Raw genomic sequence first — 19,164 nt, forward strand, 5'->3', positions numbered from 1 at the left:
CTCACTCACGAATAATTTTGTCAGCAACACGAACTATACGATTTTCAAATAAAAGAACGATGAGCGAGATTCTAAAACAAATTTCCGATTGTATTGAATTCGGAAAGATCAACAAGGCAGCTCCTTTCCCACCTCAAATGAAAGGTCAGGACGGAGCCGACGAACTGACAAGGCAAGCCCTGGATGAAGGTGTTTCGGCCCAGGATATTCTGTCAAATGGATTAATGATAGGAATGGAAAAAGTAGGGATAAAATTCCGCGAGAACAAGGTATTTGTTCCGCAGGTTTTAATGTCGGCCAAAGCTATGAGCACGGCGATGGTTCACCTGAAACCTTTTTTCCTTTCAGGAGCAGTGAAGCAAAAAGGAACATTTATTATTGGTACCGTTGAGGGCGACCTGCACGATATTGGCAAAAACCTGGTAACCATGATGGTTGAAGGTAACGGCTGGGAAGTGATTGACCTGGGAACCGATGTGAAAGCCGAAACTTTTGTTGAGGCGATGCGCAAACATGAAAACGCTTTTGTTGGACTTTCGGCATTGCTGACAACTACAATGGCAAGTATGGAGAAGATCACAAAAGTGATCCGAGAAGAAATACCAAACGCAAAAATAGCAGTTGGCGGAGCACCTGTCACACAGGATTTCTGCGAAAAAATTGGTGCTGATGTGTATTCACCCGATCCGCAGGGACTGGTGGAATACCTGAACTCGCAAGTGGCCTAATTAGACCCGAGATGATAAGTACTGAGTAGTGAGAGAATTCCAGTCGCTACTTTGTGCCTATTTTATCAGGACAATAAAAACAGTAATTTATTCAAATTGAGTTGATTGGAAAACCAGATTTTCTGAAATGGGAGAATTGCATTCAGTGTGATCTCAATACTCACGACTAAAATCAAAATACTAGTAAAATGAAAGGACTCGAACTCATAAAAAAAGCATTTCAACTGCAAGAAGTAGAAAGGGTTCCCTGGGTGCCGTTTGTAGGTGTTCATGGTGGATTTCTTACCGGAGTTGATGCGGAAACTTACCTGAAATCGGCCGACGAAGTAGTTAAAGGAGTTAGTAATGCCATTGAAGAATACGATCCTGATGGTGTTCCTGTAGTTTTTGATTTGCAGGTTGAAGCTGAAATTCTGGGTTGTGAATTGCAATGGGCACCTCATAATCCGCCAGCTGTGGTTTCTCATCCACTTGCAAATGGTACTTCAATTTCCGATTTAAAAATTCCGGATAGAACAACCGGCAGAATTCCTGTGATTTTGGAGGCTACTGAAAAATTACGGGCACAATACCCCGATTTGGCTTTGTACGGATTAATAACGGGGCCATTTACTTTGGCGCTTCACCTGCTGGGAACTGATGTTTTTATGAAACTATTCGAGGCTCCCGACGAGGTGAACGAGGTGATGGAATTATGTACGCAGGTGGGCATCAAAATGTCGGAATACCTTATCGATTCCGGTTGCGATATAATTGCCGTTGTCGATCCGATGACCAGCCAGATCGATCCAATGTCGTTCGAAACCTTTGTTACGCCTTTTGTTACGCGCGTTTTTGATTATGTGCGAGAGCGTGAAAAACTGAGTTCATTTTTTGTGTGCGGACACGCACAGCAAAATATCGAAGCCATGTGCAATTGTAAGCCCGATAATGTTTCAATAGATGAAAACATACCGCTTGATTTTGTAAAAGATGTGGCCCTGAAAAAAGGGATCAGCTTTGGCGGAAACCTGAAACTTACGGTTGTGCTGCTAATGGGCGACGAAAACGATGTGCGTGAACATGCCATTGAATGTCTCGACCAGGGCGGGAAAAAGGGATTTATCCTGGCTCCCGGATGCGACCTGCCTATGGAAACGCCACCGGTAAACCTGAAAGCAGTTACCGAACTGGTAAAGGACTCTTATCAGCAGGATGTGGTGCGTGCCATGGATAAAAAGGAAAGCACCCTCGAAGTATTTAACATGAAGGATTACGGGCAGGCTGATAAAGTGGTCGTGGATGTAATCACGCTCGACTCGGAATCGTGTGCGCCCTGCCAGTACATGGTTGAAGCCGTAAAAAAAGTGACTCCGCAATTTGAAGGCGTGGTGGAATGGCGCGAACATGCCATTAAAAAAATGGAGGCGGTAACTTTTATGTCGTCGCTGATGGTAAAAAATATCCCGACGATTTGTATCGATGGTAAGATTGCCTTTGTATCACAAATTCCACCCAAAGCCGAATTGATTGCAGCTATTCAGAAACGTATAAACGAGAAACTGAAGCTAAAGATCAAACAGAAAAAGAGTGAAATTCTTTTGCTGTGCGAGGAAAATGACGAGTGCAAAGGCATCAAAGAAAATATCAGGCGGGCCATTACCGAACTGGGCAAAGACGTAGATGTAAAAGTGATTTCGGACAAAGCTCAGATGGCCAATTTTGGAGTGGCTCAGGGGCCGGCCGTGGTAACCGTAAAATACAAGGTAAAATCGGAAGCTACCGAACCTTCGCTCGATGTGATAAAAGAGTGGATAAAAGAGTTATAATTGTATTCTTAACTTTGAGAGACTTTGTGTAATACTTAGTGATCTTTGTGGTTATTTGACCGCAAAGTCGCCCAAAGTTAGCTCTAAGTCTCACCAGGAAAATATAGATATGGGAAAAATAATCGATCAGATCAAACAGGGAAAGACAATGGTTTCGGACGGTGCCTGGGGAACTTTCCTTCAGCAAAAAGGAATGCAGCCCGGTGAATGCCCTGAAGAATGGAACATCTCGCATGCCGACGATGTATTCGATATTGCTAAAAGTTACATCGATGCCGGTGCTGACATGATTGAAACCAACAGTTTTGGAGGAACTTGTTTTAAGCTTGAAAAATACGATTTGGCCGATAAAGTTTTCGAGCTGAACAAAGCTGCCGCAGAGATCAGTAGAAAAGCTGCCGGCGATAAATTTGTGTTGGGTTCAGTCGGTCCGACCGGGAAAATTCTGATGATGGGCGATGTTACCGAAGAAGAACTGTACGATGCGTTTAAAGAACAGTGTCTTGGTTTGGAGGCGGGTGGTGCCGATGCCATCATGATTGAAACCATGACCGATTTGGATGAAGCTCGTTTGGCAGTAAAAGCTGCAAAAGAAAATACCAAATGCGAGGTATTTTGCACCATGACTTTCGAGAAAACCGTCGATGGTGAGTTCCGTTCCATGATGGGAATTGCTCCAACCGACATGATTCCTGCATTGATTGACGCCGGTGCTGAACTGATTGGTGCCAACTGTGGAAACGGCATTGAAAACATGATCGGAATTGTGGAAGAAATTCGCAAAGTAAATCCTGATATTCCGGTACTGGTGCATGCCAATGCAGGAATGCCCGTTTTTAAAGATGGCGAAACTGTTTTTCCGGAAACACCCGATGAAATGAGTGCGCTTGTTCCTAAAATCCTGGCCGCCGGTGCCAACATTATTGGTGGCTGTTGTGGAACCACTCCCGATCATATTTGCCGTGTTAGGGAAGAACTAAACAGAATAGAAGAATAGTATTATCTCTAAGTTCTTGTTATTGTGACTGCAATCAAAGGAGGCTCAATAAATATTTAACAATATTATTTTTTCATTTCGGTCAAGAAGCGTTATTTTCATGCCAACCAAAATGAAATAATACCGATTGTTATGAAAAAAATTGCCCTGTTTGTCTTGATTGCCTTTGTTGCTTATTCATGCACAAAAACCGAACCCGTTACCATTAGCGGAAAAATCACGAACTCAAATCAAAAAACAGTACTGCTCCACATTGATGTTTTAGACCTGACTGATACTTTAACCTTAGCCGAAGACGGAACATTTTCAACACAACTTAACTTAGATGAAGAACACCTGGCAACCTTAAATGATGGAAATTTCATCTTCACACTTTTCTTAACTCCCGGTGCCACCATAAACATAGATTACGATGTTGAGGCGGCCAATAAAGAAGAAACTGATGCTGTTCAAATAACAGGAGAAGGAAGTGAGCCTTCTGCATTGATTGATAAACTGGAAAACAATAGCATGAATTATGGGATAGTGGATCTATTAAAAATGCCTGTTGATAGTTTTTCGATGATCATGTCTGAAGAAGATAAAAAATGGTCGGATGCAATTGAAGCTTTTGAGGTGGAAAATAATCTTTCTGAAAAATTTGTAAGCTTAGTCAGTTTAAAGGGAAAAGTTGATTTAGCGCAGAAGTATAACTATTATATCAGGCTGCATAACAGATATGCTCCGGCCGATACAACTCCAATCCCTGTTGCATTTCAGGCTTATGTTGATGAGGTTCCGCTGGATGATTATGAGGCTTTTAATGAACTCAGAGATTATAAATTTTATGTGATTTCCGGAATCCAGCAAGAAATCAATGCCGGGTTAATGGAAGATTCAACTTTGACAAGAGGTTCCGGGGCCTATTATAATGCAAGCATCGACAAGGTGATAGCACTTGATGTTCCCGAAGAGGTAAAGAATGAAATTGGGAATAGTACACTTTCGAGCTATACCTATATGCCCGATTCTATTCAGGAGATTTACAGGGCCCGTTATAAGGAATTGCTTACAAAAGATTCATACACAAAGAAATTTGAGGAAATTGTTGCTGTAGTCGATAAAACAAAATCGGGAACCATTGCTCCGTCTTTTAATTACGAGGATATCAATGGAGACATGATTTCTTCCGAGTCACTTAAAGGTAAAGTGGTATACATTGATGTATGGGCAACCTGGTGCGGCCCTTGCCGTGGAGAAATTCCATCGCTTAAAAAAATGGAAGCAGAGCTTCACGATAAGCCGGTTGCTTTTGTGAGTATCTCGATTGACGATGACAAGGACGCCTGGGAAAAGATGGTAAAAGAAGACGAGCTGGGCGGGCTACAGTTGTTTGCAGAAGGTGCCTGGCAGTCGGATATTACAAAAGCCTACGCTATTCGCGGAATTCCAAGATTTATCATAATAGATAAAGAAGGCAAAATAGTGAATGCCAACGCAAGTCGTCCGTCAAATCCAAAGACTAAGGAAAAATTGCTGGAACTGGCGGCCATGTGAGAGTTCAAATAAATTGAAATGAAAATAAGGAGTAATAGTATTTAAGCTGTTATTCCTTATTTTTAGTTTAAAACTTTAGTTCGACTTTAAAATAAGGTTTATAGTTTTGCAGGGTATGGCAAAAATTCCATTCCACATCATATCTGGTTTTTTGGGAAGCGGGAAAACCACCTTCCTTAAACAAATTTTGGAACAAACAGCCTCGAAACAGAAAGTGGGTATCATTCAGAACGAATTTGCACCGGCTAATATCGATGGAGCCGAATTGAAAAAATCGGGAGATGATTTTGAGCTGCTCGAGATAAATAACGGTTCGGTGTTCTGTGTGTGTTTGCTGGGAAACTTTATACGATCGCTCGAAAAATTCATCGACGAACACCAACCCGATGTAGTGATTATTGAAGCTTCAGGTTTGTCGGACACAACATCTATTTCGGAGGTGATTTCGGCTGGATCGCTTTCTGAAAAAATATTTCTGGCGTCGAATTGGTGCATCGTCGATGCACAGAATTTTGCCAAAGTTGGATTAATGAAGCAGCGCGTTAATCACCAGTTGCGGATGGCTGATGTAGTAGTGATCAACAAAACTGATTTGGTAAAAGGCAGTGCAGATGAAATGGAGCAGGAGATCAAAAAAATCAATCCTTTTGCTGAAATTAAACATTCAACTTTTTGTAACATCGATTTCGAAATTGGGAATCCGGCTGTTGACAAATTTTATTTTGGCGATGTGAAAGCGATGCCACGTCCCGAAGTGAATTCTATGGTCATCAAATCGTCGAAAAAGATTCGTCGCGAGAACCTGCAAATATTTTTGGATGAATGGGCGCCTAAATCCTATCGAATAAAAGGCTATGCAAATTTAAAAGAAGGAGGTACTGTAGCCGTTCAATGCAGCTTCAACGATGTTAAACTAATTGATGTGGAAGATAGTTTTCACCCCACCGAGTTGATTGCGCTAACTAAAGAGTTTACTTTGCGCGAATGGAACCGGGCGTTTAAGGCACTTTAGTTTCATGTTTAGGATTCAAAATTCTATCACATTCGCCCGAATAGTAAGGGTTTTATTTATGAAAATATATACATTTGTCAATATATATTGATAGATTAGAGCGACTAAAAACCGTTATTTAAACCCAAAATTAAATTGTTTGTAGAACGATTTTAAATTAGCTATTTTAGAACGCCTTTTTTGGGTATAAATCCACGTTCATCTACATTTGTGATTCGCTTCATAAACAGAGATAAACATTCAACTAAAATAAGATTAGATTATGAGCAAATTTTTAACTGCCTCGATTGGAAGGAAGTTTGTGATGAGTCTCTCAGGAATATTCCTGATGGCCTTTATTGCTGTCCACCTGGGCCTGAACTTGTTGCTGATTTTTGACGACAGTGGTGATTTGTTTAATGAGGGTGCTCATTTTATGGCCACCAATCCATTAATTAAAATTATGGAACCCATTTTAGGATTGGGTTTTTTAATTCACATTCTGTGGTCGTTTTTTCTGGAATATCAGAACTGGAAAGCACGGCCTGTAAAATACGCCAAAAAGAACATGAGTGGCGCGAGCTCATGGGCTTCAAGAAACATGCTTGTTCTGGGAGCTTTGGTTTTGGTTTTCCTGGTTATTCACATTATCGATTTTTTCTGGGTAATTAAATTCAATCCTGAAGAAATAGAACAACTGGCCAAAGGTGATTACGATTTGGTTGCCGGACAATTCAAGGAAAGTATTTTTACCGGTATTTTGTACATCATCGGTGGTATCCTGCTTGGTCTGCACCTTTCGCACGGCTTTTGGTCGTCGTTCCAGACTCTGGGTGTGAACAATAAGTACTGGTTGAAAAGATGGCAGGTAATCGGTCAAATCTATGCTATTGTTGTAGCCGTGGGATTTGCCATTATACCGCTTTATTTCATGTTGGGATTGTACAAATAAAAAGGAAAAGTTATGAGCATATTAGATAGCAAGATACCCGAAGGGCCATTGGCCGAAAAGTGGAACAAACACAAGTCGACTATTAAAGTGGTGAGCCCGGCTAATAAACGAAAACTCGAAGTTATTGTAGTAGGAACCGGTTTGGGAGGTGCTTCGGCAGCTGCTTCACTGGCCGAATTAGGATACAAAGTAAAAGCATTTTGTTACCAGGACAGCCCGCGCCGTGCACACTCCATTGCTGCACAGGGTGGTATTAATGCGGCCAAAAACTACCAGAACGACAACGACTCGGTATTCCGCTTGTTTTACGATACGATTAAAGGAGGTGACTACCGTGCACGCGAAGCCAACGTTTACCGTTTGGCTGAAGTTTCGCCAAACATTATCGACCAGTGTGTAGCGCAAGGTGTTCCGTTTGGTCGCGAGTACGGCGGATTATTGGATAACCGTTCGTTTGGTGGTGTGTTGGTCAGCCGTACGTTTTATGCCCGCGGCCAAACCGGTCAACAGTTGCTGATTGGAGCTTATCAGGCACTGAACCGTCAGATTGCCAAAGGCAACGTTGAAATGTACAGCCGCCAGGAAATGCTAGACGTTGTTAAGATCGACGGTAAAGCTCGTGGTATTATTACCCGCGATTTGGTTACCGGCGAGATCAAGCGATACGGAGCACATGCCGTGGTTGTTGCAACAGGAGGTTACGGAAATGTTTTCTTCCTTTCGACCAATGCCATGGGAAGTAACGGATCGGCTGCATGGCAATGCTACAAAAAAGGAGCATTCATGTCGAATCCTTGTTTTGTACAGATCCACCCGACCTGTATTCCGGTTCATGGCGACCAGCAATCGAAACTGACTTTGATGTCGGAGTCGCTGCGAAACGATGGTCGTGTTTGGGTTCCGAAGAAAAAAGAAGACGCCATAAAATTGCAGAAAGGCGAACTTCATCCGAACGATATTCCAGATGAAGATCGCGATTTCTACCTCGAAAGAAGATATCCGTCGTACGGAAACCTGGTACCGCGTGATGTTGCATCGCGTGCAGCTAAAGAACGTTGCGACGCCGGTTTTGGGGTAAATTCTGAAGGAAAAGCAGTTTTCCTCGATTTTAAATATGCCATCGAGCGTTTGGGAAAAGACGTAATTGAAGCACGTTATGGAAACCTTTTCCAGATGTACGAAAAAATTACTGACGTTGATCCTTACAAAGCACCGATGATGATCTATCCGGCCATTCACTATTCAATGGGAGGTACCTGGGTCGACTACAACCTGATGACTTCAGTTCCCGGTTTATACTCGATTGGTGAAGCCAACTTCTCCGATCACGGAGCCAACCGCCTTGGAGCTTCGGCTTTGATGCAGGGACTGGCTGACGGTTATTTCATTCTGCCATATACCATTGGCGATTATCTGGCGGATGAAATCATGACTCCGAAAGTGGATGTAAGTGCACCTGAGTTTGAAGAAGCAGAAAAAGAAGTGTCTGATCGTATCGAGAAATTATACAATATAAAAGGAACGAAATCAGTTGATTATTTCCACAAGAAATTAGGTCATGTAATGTGGGATTACGTGGGAATGTCGCGTAAAGCTGAAGGACTGAAAAAAGCCATTGAAATGATTAAGGAGATACGCGAGGAATTCTGGAAAGATGTTCGTATTCCGGGAGAACTTGACAATCTGAATCCGGAATTGGAGAAAGCCGGTCGTGTAGCTGATTTCTTCGATATCGGCGAACTGATGGCCCGCGATGCACTCGACAGAAATGAATCATGCGGTGGTCATTTCCGTGAAGAATCGGCTACTGAAGAAGGCGAAGCAAAGCGTAACGACGAGAAATTCACTTACGTTTCGTGTTGGGAGTACAAAGGAGAAGGTGCCGAGCCGATATTACACAAAGAAGATTTGGTGTTTGAGAATGTGAAACTCACACAACGTAGTTACAAGTAAGAATCACATCTCAGATTTATTCATTTTAAAAAATGTAAGAAAAATGGCTGATAAAATTTTGAAAGAACTCAAAATAAAAGTTTGGAGGCAAAATAACGCCAAATCCAAAGGAAAATTCGAAACCTATATTATCAATGATATTTCTACCGGTTCATCTTTTCTCGAAATGATGGATATTTTGAATAACGACCTCATTGAAAAGGGAATCGATCCGATCGCTTTCGATCATGACTGTCGTGAAGGTATTTGCGGAACCTGTAGTTTGTACATCAATGGCCGTCCGCACGGACCGGACACTGAAGTAACTACCTGCCAGTTGCACATGCGTAAGTTCAAAGATGGCGAAACCATTACTATTGAACCGTGGCGTGCCCGTGCATTCCCGGTGATCAAAGACCTGGTTGTCGATCGTACGGCATTTGATAAAATTCTGCAGGCCGGTGGTTTTGTATCAGTAAATACCGGTGGTGTACCTGATGCCAATGCAATTCCGGTGGCCCGTGAAGATGCCGAAGAAGCGATGGATGCTGCAGCATGTATTGGCTGTGGTGCCTGTGTTGCCGCCTGTAAGAACTCATCGGCAATGTTGTTTGTTTCGGCAAAAGTGTCGCATTTGGCCAAATTACCACAAGGTAAAGTTGAAGCCAAAACACGTGCTTTGAACATGGTGTCGAAAATGGATGAGCTGGGTTTTGGAGGTTGTACCAATACACGTGCCTGCGAGGTAGAATGTCCCAAAAGCATCTCGATTATGAATATTGCCCGCCTGAACCGCGAGTATCTGAAATCGAGACTGAGTAGATAAATTTGTTAATTAGAATAAATCAGAAGGCCTTTTCGTGACGAAAAGGCCTTCTTTTTGCACACTAATCCACAACCGGCTGTGCATAAGTTGGCTGGCGAACGACTTCTTTTGAAAGTCCGATTCTTTAAATTCGCAATAAACAAAGAGGATTTATGCCATACAGAAGATTACCCACAACGGACAAAGCACGCTTGCGTGCATTAGAAACAGCCCTACAGAAAGTGAATGAAGTCAGCGTAAAGAATATTCCTTTTGCCAGACATTCTGTCGAGGAGCTGCAAAGTGTAAAGACCCAATTCGAGAATACCCTGAAACACTATGAGTTGAACATCAATCAACAATCGGCAAATAATAAAAAGTACAAGGAAGTATTTGAGACCGCCAGGCTGTACCTTTCGCATTTTATGCAGGTATTGCTTTTTGCATCAGAACGCGGAGAGATTAACGGAGGAATTAAATATTACGGCAACCTGAAAGATTTAGGTGGCCGCATTCCGTCGTTAAATACTGAACGGGAGATTCTAGAATGGGGTAAAATTATGGTGGATGGCGAGCAAAAACGCGTTCGCGAAGGCGGTAGCGCCATTTACAGCCCATCGATTGCCTTGGTGAAATTTAAGCTCGAAGAGTTTAACGATGCTGCCATTTTTCAGCAGAACTTAAAACGGAACACGCTGCGTACTTTCGAGAAAATGCAGACCTTGCGAAAAACCACGAACGAATTTATTTCTCAGCTCTGGACTGAAATTGAAAATCACCTGGAACTGGAAGCCAAAACTCCTGAACAAAAACGAGAACTGGCAGAAGAATTCGGTATTGTTTACGTACTGCGCAGGAAAGAAAGGAAATTGCTGCAACAACAAAAACGGGAACTTAAAACCGAAGTTCAGGAAGAAGAAAAGGCAGAACCTGTGGTTGAAGAAAAAGTTGAGATGGAAGAGGAAATACCCGTTAGACCGCAATTTATACAGCGCGACTTATTTCAGTTTAATTAATCAATTCGGATAAAATATATTTCAACCCTCTTTTTCAATGGCTTCAACCGACAGTTGTTGTCCCCGGTTATCTTTTTTGATGATGTAAAGCAGCAAAACGATCATTCCCAAACTTATTATTGCCGCATAGTAACTGCCCGAAGTGGAGCCAAATTCTTCGACATCGGGAGTGATCAATTCGTTATTGATAAAGAACATGGCGGTGACTGCGATCGCGTTATTCAGGAAATGTCCTATAACTGGCAACCACATCGATCCGCCCCATACCAGAAGGTAACCAAACAGAGCTCCGAGCAAAGCACGTGGGATAAATCCATAAAATTGCAGGTGCATTGCACTAAACAATATAGCGGAGATCCATATCCCCCAGTGGTTGTTTCTTGTCATTCGGGTAAATATTTTTTGAATGACACCTCGAAATAAAAGTTCTTCGCCAATTGCCGGTAAAAGTGCTACCATGAATATATTAAAAGCCAGTCCGGTCAGGGTTTTTACATTCAGAAAAGCTTCTGTAAGTTCCGCTGCATTTTCTTCCGAATTTCGCATCCATTCTTCTACTCCGCTCATCCACTCAGGTAAACTCATGTTGCTGTTCAACACTCCGAGAAAATTGATAAACGGAGCCATGGCAAACATCAGTACCAAAACCAAAAGGAAGGTAGAGCTTCGAAATGACCTGTTCAAATACAGGTAGTTTAATGGATTTCCCAGGTACAGGTAACCTAAAATCAAAGGTGGAAGAATAAAAAGACCAATAGCCTGTACGGTTTGAAAAAATTTGAGAATGGCAATGGTTCCGGGATTGTCCAGATCGGTAAGGGTTGGCAAATTCAAGATGGAATCGAGCCCAAAAATGGGCAAAGCAACCAACAACGACAAAACAAAAAATGCCAGGAAACTGACCAAAATAACAAATGCCGAGAATAAAAGCTGCGGGAGCGGTTTCATGTCCCGGAATGCCGTAAATGCCATAGTTAAGAATTTGCGGTAAAGATAGTTTTTTTGGGTAAGCTCGGAAATGTGTCGGTCATTCCCTCGAAAGAGGGAATCTTAAACTTGCAGCAGATTCCCGTTTATGCGGAATGACCATGAACAGCTAGAGTTCTCTGATCTTTATATTTCTGAACATCGTTAGTCCGCCGTGGTCCTGCAATCCAATATGACCGCTTTTCGACATACCGTAATTTGGTGCTTCTGCCCATTTGCTCTGGTTTTTAAGCTTGAGCCATTCCGGCGACCAAAGTTCGTATTCAACTACCTTTTTACCGTTCAGCCAGTGTTCAACATGTGGTCCATTTACCAGAATTCGGGCAGTGTTCCATTCGCCAACCGGCCGCACTTCGGCATCAACCGGTGCATTCATCGCATAGTTGGCACCCGAGTACTGGTCTTTGTGCAATCCATCAGGCCAGCCTTTACCGTCGATGAGCTGGTATTCCGGTCCCGATTCGTAAATGGCATCCGTCAAACCTTCCTGAACGTGGTAAAAAATTCCGGAGTTACTTTGCGAATCGATCTTCCATTCGAGGCTAAGTTCGAAATTGGTAAATTCTTTTTTGGTAATGATATCGCCACCATGGTCGGAACCTACTCCCGAATTGTATAAAATTCCATCCTGAACTTTCCATCCCGTGACCGGACCGGCATTAAATGTTTTCCACATCGAATCCAGGCTGGTTTTCGTTCCGTCGAATAACAAGAACCAACCCGCGTCGATTTCTTTTTTCGAAAGACTGTTTATTTGTTGTTTAGGAGAACAGGAGGTGATCAGAAATAGAACGGCCATTACAAGGAAAGAAGAAGTGCACTTCATGTTAATTGGTTTTAGGTAAAAATCGAAGCAAAAGTAATAAAATCAATTGTCCCTTGTACTTCCAATTCAATGAAATTGTGCGGTTTATGATCGGGAAGCTAAACGATTGTCCATTAACACAAAAAAATTGAGGATAATTATCGGAATCGGTTTAATTTTATGGTTCAGATACTAAAATGGTTAGCGCGAAAAAAACGATAATAGCAATGATTCATGTGGCAGCTTTGCCCGGTACACCGGCCAATCGGCTGTCAATGAGCGAAATTGTTTCAATAGCTTTGTCCGATGCCAGGCTGTTGGTGCAGGGCGGTGTTGATGCCATTATGATTGAGAACATGCACGACCGGCCTTATTTGAACCGAAAAGTCGGACCTGAAGTTGTTTCGGCGATGACTGCAGTGGCCGCTGCATTGCGAAGAGAGTTCGATCTTCCAATTGGAATTCAGATACTGGCGGGAGCGAATCGCCAGGCTTTGGCTGTTGCTTATGCTGCCGGGCTTGATTTTATCAGGGCCGAAGGTTTTGTTTTTGGTCACCTGGCCGACGAAGGCATTATGAATAGCGATGCCGGAGAATTGTTGCGCTACCGGAAACAAATTGGCGCCGAACACATTAAAATTTACACCGACATTAAAAAGAAACATTCATCTCATGCACTTTCGGCCGACGTTTCGATTGCTGAAACCGCAAGGACAGCAGAATTTTTCCTGAGCGACGGTGTGATTGTTACAGGCAGTGCAACCGGAGAGAAAGCTGCCGTTTCCGACTTGAGGGAAGTCAGGAATTCCATTAAGATTCCGGTATTAATTGGTTCCGGTATCAGCGCCGAAAACCTTCCGGAATACTGGGATCTGGCCGATGCATTTATTGTTGGATCCTCATTAAAATTCAAGGGTAACTGGGAGAATGCTGTGGACGAACCCAGGGTAAAAGAATTGATGAGCATTGTAAATAAGCTGAGAAGCCGTATTGTTATTTAATGGTCGGGAAATCGATTGGAGATAAAATTTTTTCAGTATAAAGGAATAAAGTAAAAACATAAGCGTTAAATTCACACTTTTAAACCAGTATAAATAATCATAAAATGAAGAATTCGATCGTAATTTTGTTACTCCTGATTTTGTTTTCCTGTACACAGGAGAAAAAAATGCCGGTTGCTATACCAGCCGATAATTTCAAGACCGAAATTGATGGAAAGCCGGTTAGTCTTTACACTTTGAAAAACAGCAAAGGATTACTCGTTCAAATCACCAATTATGGTGGTAAGGTGGTGAATCTGTGGACACCCGACAAGAACGGGAATTTTGGAGATATTGTGTTGGGCTTCGACAACATTGAAAGCTATGAAAATACCGGCGAAATTTACTTTGGCTCGCTAATCGGTCGCTATGGAAACCGTATTGCACACGGACAATTTACAATTGGTGATACAACCTACCAGTTGGCTCAAAACAATGGCGAAAACGGCCTGCATGGTGGAATAAAAGGATACAACAATGTGGTTTGGGATGCTACTCAGCCCGATGACCATACATTGATTTTAACCTATCTTTCTCCGGATGGCGAAGAAGGCTATCCCGGGAATTTGAATGTTAAAGTTCAGTACCAGCTTACTGACGATAACGAACTAAAAATTGAATATTGGGCTACCACCGATAAGGCCACTCCGGTAAATCTGACTCACCACTCGTTCTTTAACCTGAAAGGAGCCGGCGAAGGTACGGTGAACGATCACATTCTCGAAATTAATGCGGATAAGTATACGCCGGTTGATGAAGGTTTGATTCCTACCGGCGAGCTGGCACCAGTTGAAGGTACCCCGATGGATTTCAGAACACCAACAGCCATTGGCGAACGTATTGATGCGGATTTCGAACAGCTTAAGTTTGGTAATGGTTACGACCACAACTGGGTACTAAATCAAGCTGGTGATGGACTGACTTCCGCTGCCAAAGTAGTAGAACCGGCTTCGGGACGTACCATGGAAGTACTGACCAATGAGCCCGGATTGCAATTCTATGGTGGTAACTTCCTTGATGGAACTGTTACCGGAAAAGAAGGTGTGCCATATGTTTTCCGAGGTGCTTTCTGCCTCGAAACACAACACTATCCTGATAGTCCGAACAAACCTGAATTCCCTTCGACTATTCTCGAACCCGGTGATGAGTACTATTCAATTTGTGTATATAAATTCGGGGTTGAATAAATCCTGCTAAAATATTATGAAGGCTCGGGTAGTCCCGGGCCTTTTTTGTGGCATGAAACTCGTCAATTATCTTTAGTCAGCTACAAATTTGCTTTGTACTCTGGCAATCCTCAGGCGATGATATCGTTGTAAAATAATCGGGTAGAAATTGCCGATTATATTTACAAGGGTCAGGAATCCCACAACTAACCACAGACCTTTGGCGAGTAAAAAAAACGAAACAAGTACGATGGAAACAAAACTGGCAAAATGCCCGAACTCCGATTGTTTGGATTGATAGATAAAATTTTGAAGTCCGGTTCGCGTGCCATCAAAATACTTTTTGCGGTTCTTTTTATGGCCCCAGAAGAAAATAAGTAAAGCCTTTCTGAATAAATCAACACCGAGTATTTGATACACTTTTTTCAGGGTGTCCGGATTTTTTAATTCGAAAAAGCTATTGGGTAAAATACGCCCGGTCGGCCAGGCAAATCCGGTAATGGCAAAAACACCCGTGATAAACATACTCAACAAAAAGGCCAGTAAAAACTGTTCACCGGTGCTGTATCCCGAACTTCCTGACGCAATTAACATACGCACCAGTTCTGCCGAACGGTACAGCAGGAACAGCGAGAAAAACGGAAACAGTATTTTTTTGAGTGTTTTCAAAATATTTAATTCTAACGGACAAGGATTGAGAATTGTTGAACCTAAGAATCATTAAAAATTAAGCCATATAGATTTGTTCCACGACTGAAATCTATATCTTGCGATGTTTATTAAAAAAACCACGCTAACCTTTGGCAGATAAAAAATACATAACAGCCGGGAAAATATTATTTACACTATTTTACATGATGTTGGGGTTTGCCTTCAGCCAGGCTCAGTCTGTACGGATTAATGAGGTTCTTTCAAAAAATTCCTTGCATTTTGATGATCTTGGCAATACATCCGATGGTTTTGAACTGTATAATTATGGTACGAGCGAGATTGATTTAAGTGGATGGTTCGTCTCGGATGACATTTTGGAACCCCAAAAATGGCAATTTACACAGGGACATATTGAAGCCGGTGGATATTTGTGGATCTGGGCATCGGGAAAAGATATTACAAATCCGCTGATCCCTCGCAGTCTGATAAGTCAGGGTGATGAATTTCGATACATTATTCCGGGAAGTAGTATCTCCAATGATTGGGTAAAGCTGAACTACAACGATGAAAGCTGGCTGAAAGGTGTTTCCGGTTTTGGATACGGCGATAATGATGATGCTACACAATTAAGCCGTGGCATATCTTCCGTATTTCTTCGAAAAAAATTTACGGTAAGCGATACAAGTGTTGTAAAGGAGCTAATCCTGCATATGGATTACGACGATGCCTTTGTGGCTTATATAAATGGGACTGAAGTGGCCCGTGCAGGAATTAGCGGATACCCACCTGCCTATTCAGCTTATGCATCAAACGATCATGAAGCTCAAATGTATCAGGGGCGAAAACCCGATGAGTTTATTTTGGAAAATTTCGAGGACTACCTGAAACCCGGCGAAAATGTGCTGTGTGTGCAAGGGCATAATGTTTCAGCCGGCTCATCTGATTTTACCTTGATTCCCTTTCTGACTGCCATGTATTCTGGAGAAACAAATGAAGGTACTGCACCTGCAGAAATATTGGAACTTAGCAGACAGAGTATGCACACCAATTTTAAAATTTCGGCCGATGGAGAAACACTTTACCTTTACAATAATTCACAAAAATTAGTGGATAGCCTGAAAGTACCTTCACTCGGATCGGATATTTCGTATGGATACGCTTATCCATCCGATCAGCTTATTTTGCTTGATGAAGTAACACCGGGCGCCAGAAATGCTGCTTCGGGTTTTGAAGGCCGGGTCGAATCACGGGTCGAATTTTCAAATCAGGGTGGACAACGTTCCGGTTGGTTTCAATTATCGCTGCAAGGAAATGCGCAGGGCGAAGAAATTCGTTATACAACTGATGCCACAATCCCGACTGAAATGTCAGCATTGTACACGGGTCCAATATCAATAAATACGACCAAAGTTGTACGGGCACGTATATTTAAAAGCGGATATTTTCCGTCGCCTACCGAAAGTCGATCCTATATTTTTGATGAGGCTCACGACCTGCCATTGGTTTCGCTGGTAACTGAACCGGATAATTTTTTCCATCCGCAAACCGGAATGTATGTGCTGGGCGAAGGATATTCAGGCCAGGTTCCGTATTATGGATCAAACATCTGGGAAGACTGGGAACGCCCGATTCATTTTTCCTTGTACGAACCAGATGGTCAGCCGGCCCTATTTCTGGATGCCGGAGTAAAGATATTTGGTGGCTGGACCCGCGCAAATGACCAGCGTTCGTTGTCGATTTTTGCCCGATCGGATTATGGCTATAGTAATTTTGATTATCCGATTTTTCCGGATCTGTCCATCGAAAAATATGAAGCTATTGTGCTGCGAAATTCAGGGAACGATTGGAACAACACCATGTTGCGCGATGGCGTTCTCACATCATTAATGGAAGGATCAGGAGTCGACTATCAGGCATTTCGGCCTGTGGCTACTTATCTTAACGGCGATTATTGGGGAATGTACAATTTGCGGGAAAAAATCAACGAACATTTTTTGGCCGATCACCACAATCTGGATCCCGATGAGATTGATTTGCTGGAGTTTAGTGGAAATGTGATCGAGGGGGATAACACCGAATACCTTGAATTGATTGATTTTGTAAACAGAAATAGTCTTGTCGGAGAAAGCAACTACAACTATGTAGCCCAACGAATTGACATTGATAATTTTATCAAATACCAGTTGGCACAAATTTATTATAATAACACCGATTGGCCGGGAAACAACATAAAGTTCTGGAGGCCAAAAGATGGAAAGTGGCGTTGGATTTTATACGATACCGATTTTGGTTTTGGTATTTGGAATTCAAACGACGTATACAACAACACGCTTAATTTTGCTACAGCTACAAATGGACCTGACTGGCCCAATCCGCCTTGGTCAACCTTGCTTTTAAGGAAATTACTGGCAAACGAATCATTTAAAATACGTTTTATTAACCAGTTTGCCGATGAGCTCAACAGTCGTTTTCTGGCCGAAAATGTAAGCAGCCGCATTGACGATTATGCTGCCAGAATAACACAGGAAATTCCCCGGCATCTGGCGCGCTGGAATGGTTCTCTTCAATACTGGAATAACCAGGTACATGGTATGAAGTCATTTGCTTCTGCCCGACCACAACAGGTGCGATCACACATCAAATCGAAGTTTAATATCAGTGCCGAGCGTTTGCTTACCGTTAACATCAGTGATAATGAATTTGGAGGAGTACGAGTAAACAGTTTAGTAATAAATGAAAACAGATGGAATGGGTATTACTTTCATGGTATTCCCATAAACATTAAAGCATTGCCAAGAGTCGGTTATCGCTTCTCGCACTGGTCAGGCAGTGTTCCAGGTTCATTAAAATACGAGGCTGATATTTACCTGTCCATGTCTGCAAACATGACTGCTATACCTGTTTTTGAATCACTGGGCGATGAATATATTCCATTGGTCATTAACGAAATCAACTACAATTCTTCGGAAGAAAAACCTTCAGGCGACTGGATTGAAATCTATAATCCTAATGCCTACGAAGTGGATGTTTCCGACTGGATTTTAAAGGATGACAATGACAGCCACATATTTTCTGTTCCTGAAAATACTCAAATTGGGGCGGGTGGATTTTTGGTGATAGCCCGTGATAATGATAAGTTTAATGCTACCTATCAAAATGTCGAAAATGTAGTAGGAAACTTATCTTTTGGGCTTTCGAGTTCTGGTGATGTTGTTCGGCTTTTTAACGATCAGCTGGAATTACAGGACAGTGTGGCATTCTTCCCGGAATTCCCATGGCCGGCAGAAGCAAATGGCGGGGGCTATACCCTTGAACTCAGGCAACCGGATTACGATAATTCCATCCCCGAGAACTGGTATTGCACATCTCTATATGGAAGTCCCGGTAAACACAACGGTTCCTACAATGGTATTCATGAAGACCCGATTGCTACTACACCACAGGTTTTTCCCAATCCGGCAAATGCGAGTGATATAGTATATCTTTCTGAACCAATCCAAAACGGATCTTTGTTACTGATCGGAATGGACGGTAGACGACATACCGTTACGGAAAACCAAAGCAGCTTTAACATGCCGAACCTCAGTGCAGGGATGTATATTTTGGCTTATACCAATGTTCAAGGTAATATGGTTCGCATCAAACTTATGGTGAGATAAGTTGGAGTGAAATTTCTAAATGTTAAGCCAAAGTTGAATCCGTCATAAAACTTAAATTCACACGCTACCCCTAAAAAAATTTCTATATTTG

15 protein-coding genes are annotated in these 19,164 nt (G+C 42.4%); 12 read left to right on the forward strand and 3 right to left on the reverse strand.

The genetic code is table 11. The annotated features are described in order from the left end of the window. The first annotated feature begins 59 nt into the window (after positions 1-59). The 9 genes from WFY05_RS06990 (at position 60) to WFY05_RS07030 (ending at position 10,765) form a co-directional block, all read left to right on the forward strand. Positions 60-728, forward strand: a complete 669-nt coding sequence (locus WFY05_RS06990) for a corrinoid protein (protein WP_340112051.1) — start codon at positions 60-62, stop codon at positions 726-728. Positions 729-916: 188 nt separating this feature from the next. Beyond that, complete coding sequence (locus WFY05_RS06995) at positions 917-2,536, forward strand: uroporphyrinogen decarboxylase family protein (RefSeq protein WP_340112052.1); 1,620 nt, start codon at positions 917-919, stop codon at positions 2,534-2,536. Positions 2,537-2,645: 109 nt separating this feature from the next. Continuing rightward, complete coding sequence (locus tag WFY05_RS07000; protein ID WP_340112053.1) at positions 2,646-3,533, forward strand: homocysteine S-methyltransferase family protein; 888 nt, start codon at positions 2,646-2,648, stop codon at positions 3,531-3,533. 132 nt (positions 3,534-3,665) lie between these two features. Beyond that, positions 3,666-5,069 (forward strand): redoxin family protein, encoded by a 1,404-nt coding sequence (locus WFY05_RS07005; RefSeq protein ID WP_340112054.1) that lies wholly within the window; start codon positions 3,666-3,668, stop codon positions 5,067-5,069. Positions 5,070-5,184: 115 nt separating this feature from the next. Then, positions 5,185-6,081: a CobW family GTP-binding protein gene (locus tag WFY05_RS07010; RefSeq protein WP_340112055.1), complete on the forward strand. Its 897-nt coding sequence runs from the start codon at positions 5,185-5,187 to the stop codon at positions 6,079-6,081. A 262-nt stretch (positions 6,082-6,343) separates the two neighbouring features. Beyond that, positions 6,344-7,012 (forward strand): succinate dehydrogenase cytochrome b subunit, encoded by a 669-nt coding sequence (locus WFY05_RS07015; protein ID WP_340112056.1) that lies wholly within the window; start codon positions 6,344-6,346, stop codon positions 7,010-7,012. A 12-nt stretch (positions 7,013-7,024) separates the two neighbouring features. Next, positions 7,025-8,965, forward strand: coding sequence for a fumarate reductase/succinate dehydrogenase flavoprotein subunit (locus tag WFY05_RS07020; RefSeq protein ID WP_340112057.1), 1,941 nt, complete (start codon positions 7,025-7,027; stop codon positions 8,963-8,965). Between the two features lie 43 nt (positions 8,966-9,008). Continuing rightward, positions 9,009-9,770: a succinate dehydrogenase/fumarate reductase iron-sulfur subunit gene (locus WFY05_RS07025; protein ID WP_340112058.1), complete on the forward strand. Its 762-nt coding sequence runs from the start codon at positions 9,009-9,011 to the stop codon at positions 9,768-9,770. 152 nt (positions 9,771-9,922) lie between these two features. Continuing rightward, positions 9,923-10,765, forward strand: a complete 843-nt coding sequence (locus tag WFY05_RS07030) for a hypothetical protein (RefSeq protein ID WP_340112059.1) — start codon at positions 9,923-9,925, stop codon at positions 10,763-10,765. 21 nt (positions 10,766-10,786) lie between these two features. On the opposite strand, the gene WFY05_RS07035 is transcribed toward WFY05_RS07030, so the two are convergent. Further along, entirely contained in the window at positions 10,787-11,737 is a 951-nt protein-coding gene (locus WFY05_RS07035) for a CPBP family intramembrane glutamic endopeptidase (protein ID WP_340112060.1), read from the reverse strand. Between the two features lie 124 nt (positions 11,738-11,861). Then, positions 11,862-12,578 carry a 3-keto-disaccharide hydrolase gene (locus WFY05_RS07040; RefSeq protein WP_340112061.1) on the reverse strand — a complete coding sequence of 239 codons (717 nt, stop codon included), beginning with the start codon at positions 12,576-12,578 and terminating at the stop codon, positions 11,862-11,864. 176 nt (positions 12,579-12,754) lie between these two features. Between WFY05_RS07040 and WFY05_RS07045 the strand changes: the two genes are divergently transcribed. Next, complete coding sequence (locus WFY05_RS07045) at positions 12,755-13,558, forward strand: BtpA/SgcQ family protein (RefSeq protein ID WP_340112062.1); 804 nt, start codon at positions 12,755-12,757, stop codon at positions 13,556-13,558. A 104-nt stretch (positions 13,559-13,662) separates the two neighbouring features. After that, a complete protein-coding gene (locus tag WFY05_RS07050; protein WP_340112063.1) occupies positions 13,663-14,784 on the forward strand; it encodes an aldose epimerase family protein in 1,122 nt (373 codons plus the stop codon). Positions 14,785-14,856: 72 nt separating this feature from the next. On the opposite strand, the gene WFY05_RS07055 is transcribed toward WFY05_RS07050, so the two are convergent. Next, entirely contained in the window at positions 14,857-15,432 is a 576-nt protein-coding gene (locus WFY05_RS07055) for a glycosyl-4,4'-diaponeurosporenoate acyltransferase CrtO family protein (RefSeq protein WP_340112064.1), read from the reverse strand. A 131-nt stretch (positions 15,433-15,563) separates the two neighbouring features. On the opposite strand from WFY05_RS07055, the gene WFY05_RS07060 reads away from it, so the two are divergent. Then, positions 15,564-19,073, forward strand: coding sequence for a CotH kinase family protein (locus tag WFY05_RS07060; RefSeq protein WP_340112065.1), 3,510 nt, complete (start codon positions 15,564-15,566; stop codon positions 19,071-19,073). The last annotated feature ends 91 nt before the right edge of the window (positions 19,074-19,164 follow it).

Source organism: Maribellus mangrovi (assembly GCF_037646455.1).
Classification (GTDB): domain Bacteria; phylum Bacteroidota; class Bacteroidia; order Bacteroidales; family Prolixibacteraceae; genus Draconibacterium; species Draconibacterium mangrovi_A.

Coding starts and splice junctions, on each gene's coding strand:
- WFY05_RS06990 (WP_340112051.1), top strand. CDS start 60: ATGAGCGAGATTCTAAAACAAATTTCCGATTGTATTGAATTCGGAAAG.
- WFY05_RS06995 (WP_340112052.1), top strand. CDS start 917: ATGAAAGGACTCGAACTCATAAAAAAAGCATTTCAACTGCAAGAAGTA.
- WFY05_RS07000 (WP_340112053.1), top strand. CDS start 2,646: ATGGGAAAAATAATCGATCAGATCAAACAGGGAAAGACAATGGTTTCG.
- WFY05_RS07005 (WP_340112054.1), top strand. CDS start 3,666: ATGAAAAAAATTGCCCTGTTTGTCTTGATTGCCTTTGTTGCTTATTCA.
- WFY05_RS07010 (WP_340112055.1), top strand. CDS start 5,185: ATGGCAAAAATTCCATTCCACATCATATCTGGTTTTTTGGGAAGCGGG.
- WFY05_RS07015 (WP_340112056.1), top strand. CDS start 6,344: ATGAGCAAATTTTTAACTGCCTCGATTGGAAGGAAGTTTGTGATGAGT.
- WFY05_RS07020 (WP_340112057.1), top strand. CDS start 7,025: ATGAGCATATTAGATAGCAAGATACCCGAAGGGCCATTGGCCGAAAAG.
- WFY05_RS07025 (WP_340112058.1), top strand. CDS start 9,009: ATGGCTGATAAAATTTTGAAAGAACTCAAAATAAAAGTTTGGAGGCAA.
- WFY05_RS07030 (WP_340112059.1), top strand. CDS start 9,923: ATGCCATACAGAAGATTACCCACAACGGACAAAGCACGCTTGCGTGCA.
- WFY05_RS07035 (WP_340112060.1), bottom strand. CDS start 11,737: ATGGCATTTACGGCATTCCGGGACATGAAACCGCTCCCGCAGCTTTTA.
- WFY05_RS07040 (WP_340112061.1), bottom strand. CDS start 12,578: ATGAAGTGCACTTCTTCTTTCCTTGTAATGGCCGTTCTATTTCTGATC.
- WFY05_RS07045 (WP_340112062.1), top strand. CDS start 12,755: ATGGTTAGCGCGAAAAAAACGATAATAGCAATGATTCATGTGGCAGCT.
- WFY05_RS07050 (WP_340112063.1), top strand. CDS start 13,663: ATGAAGAATTCGATCGTAATTTTGTTACTCCTGATTTTGTTTTCCTGT.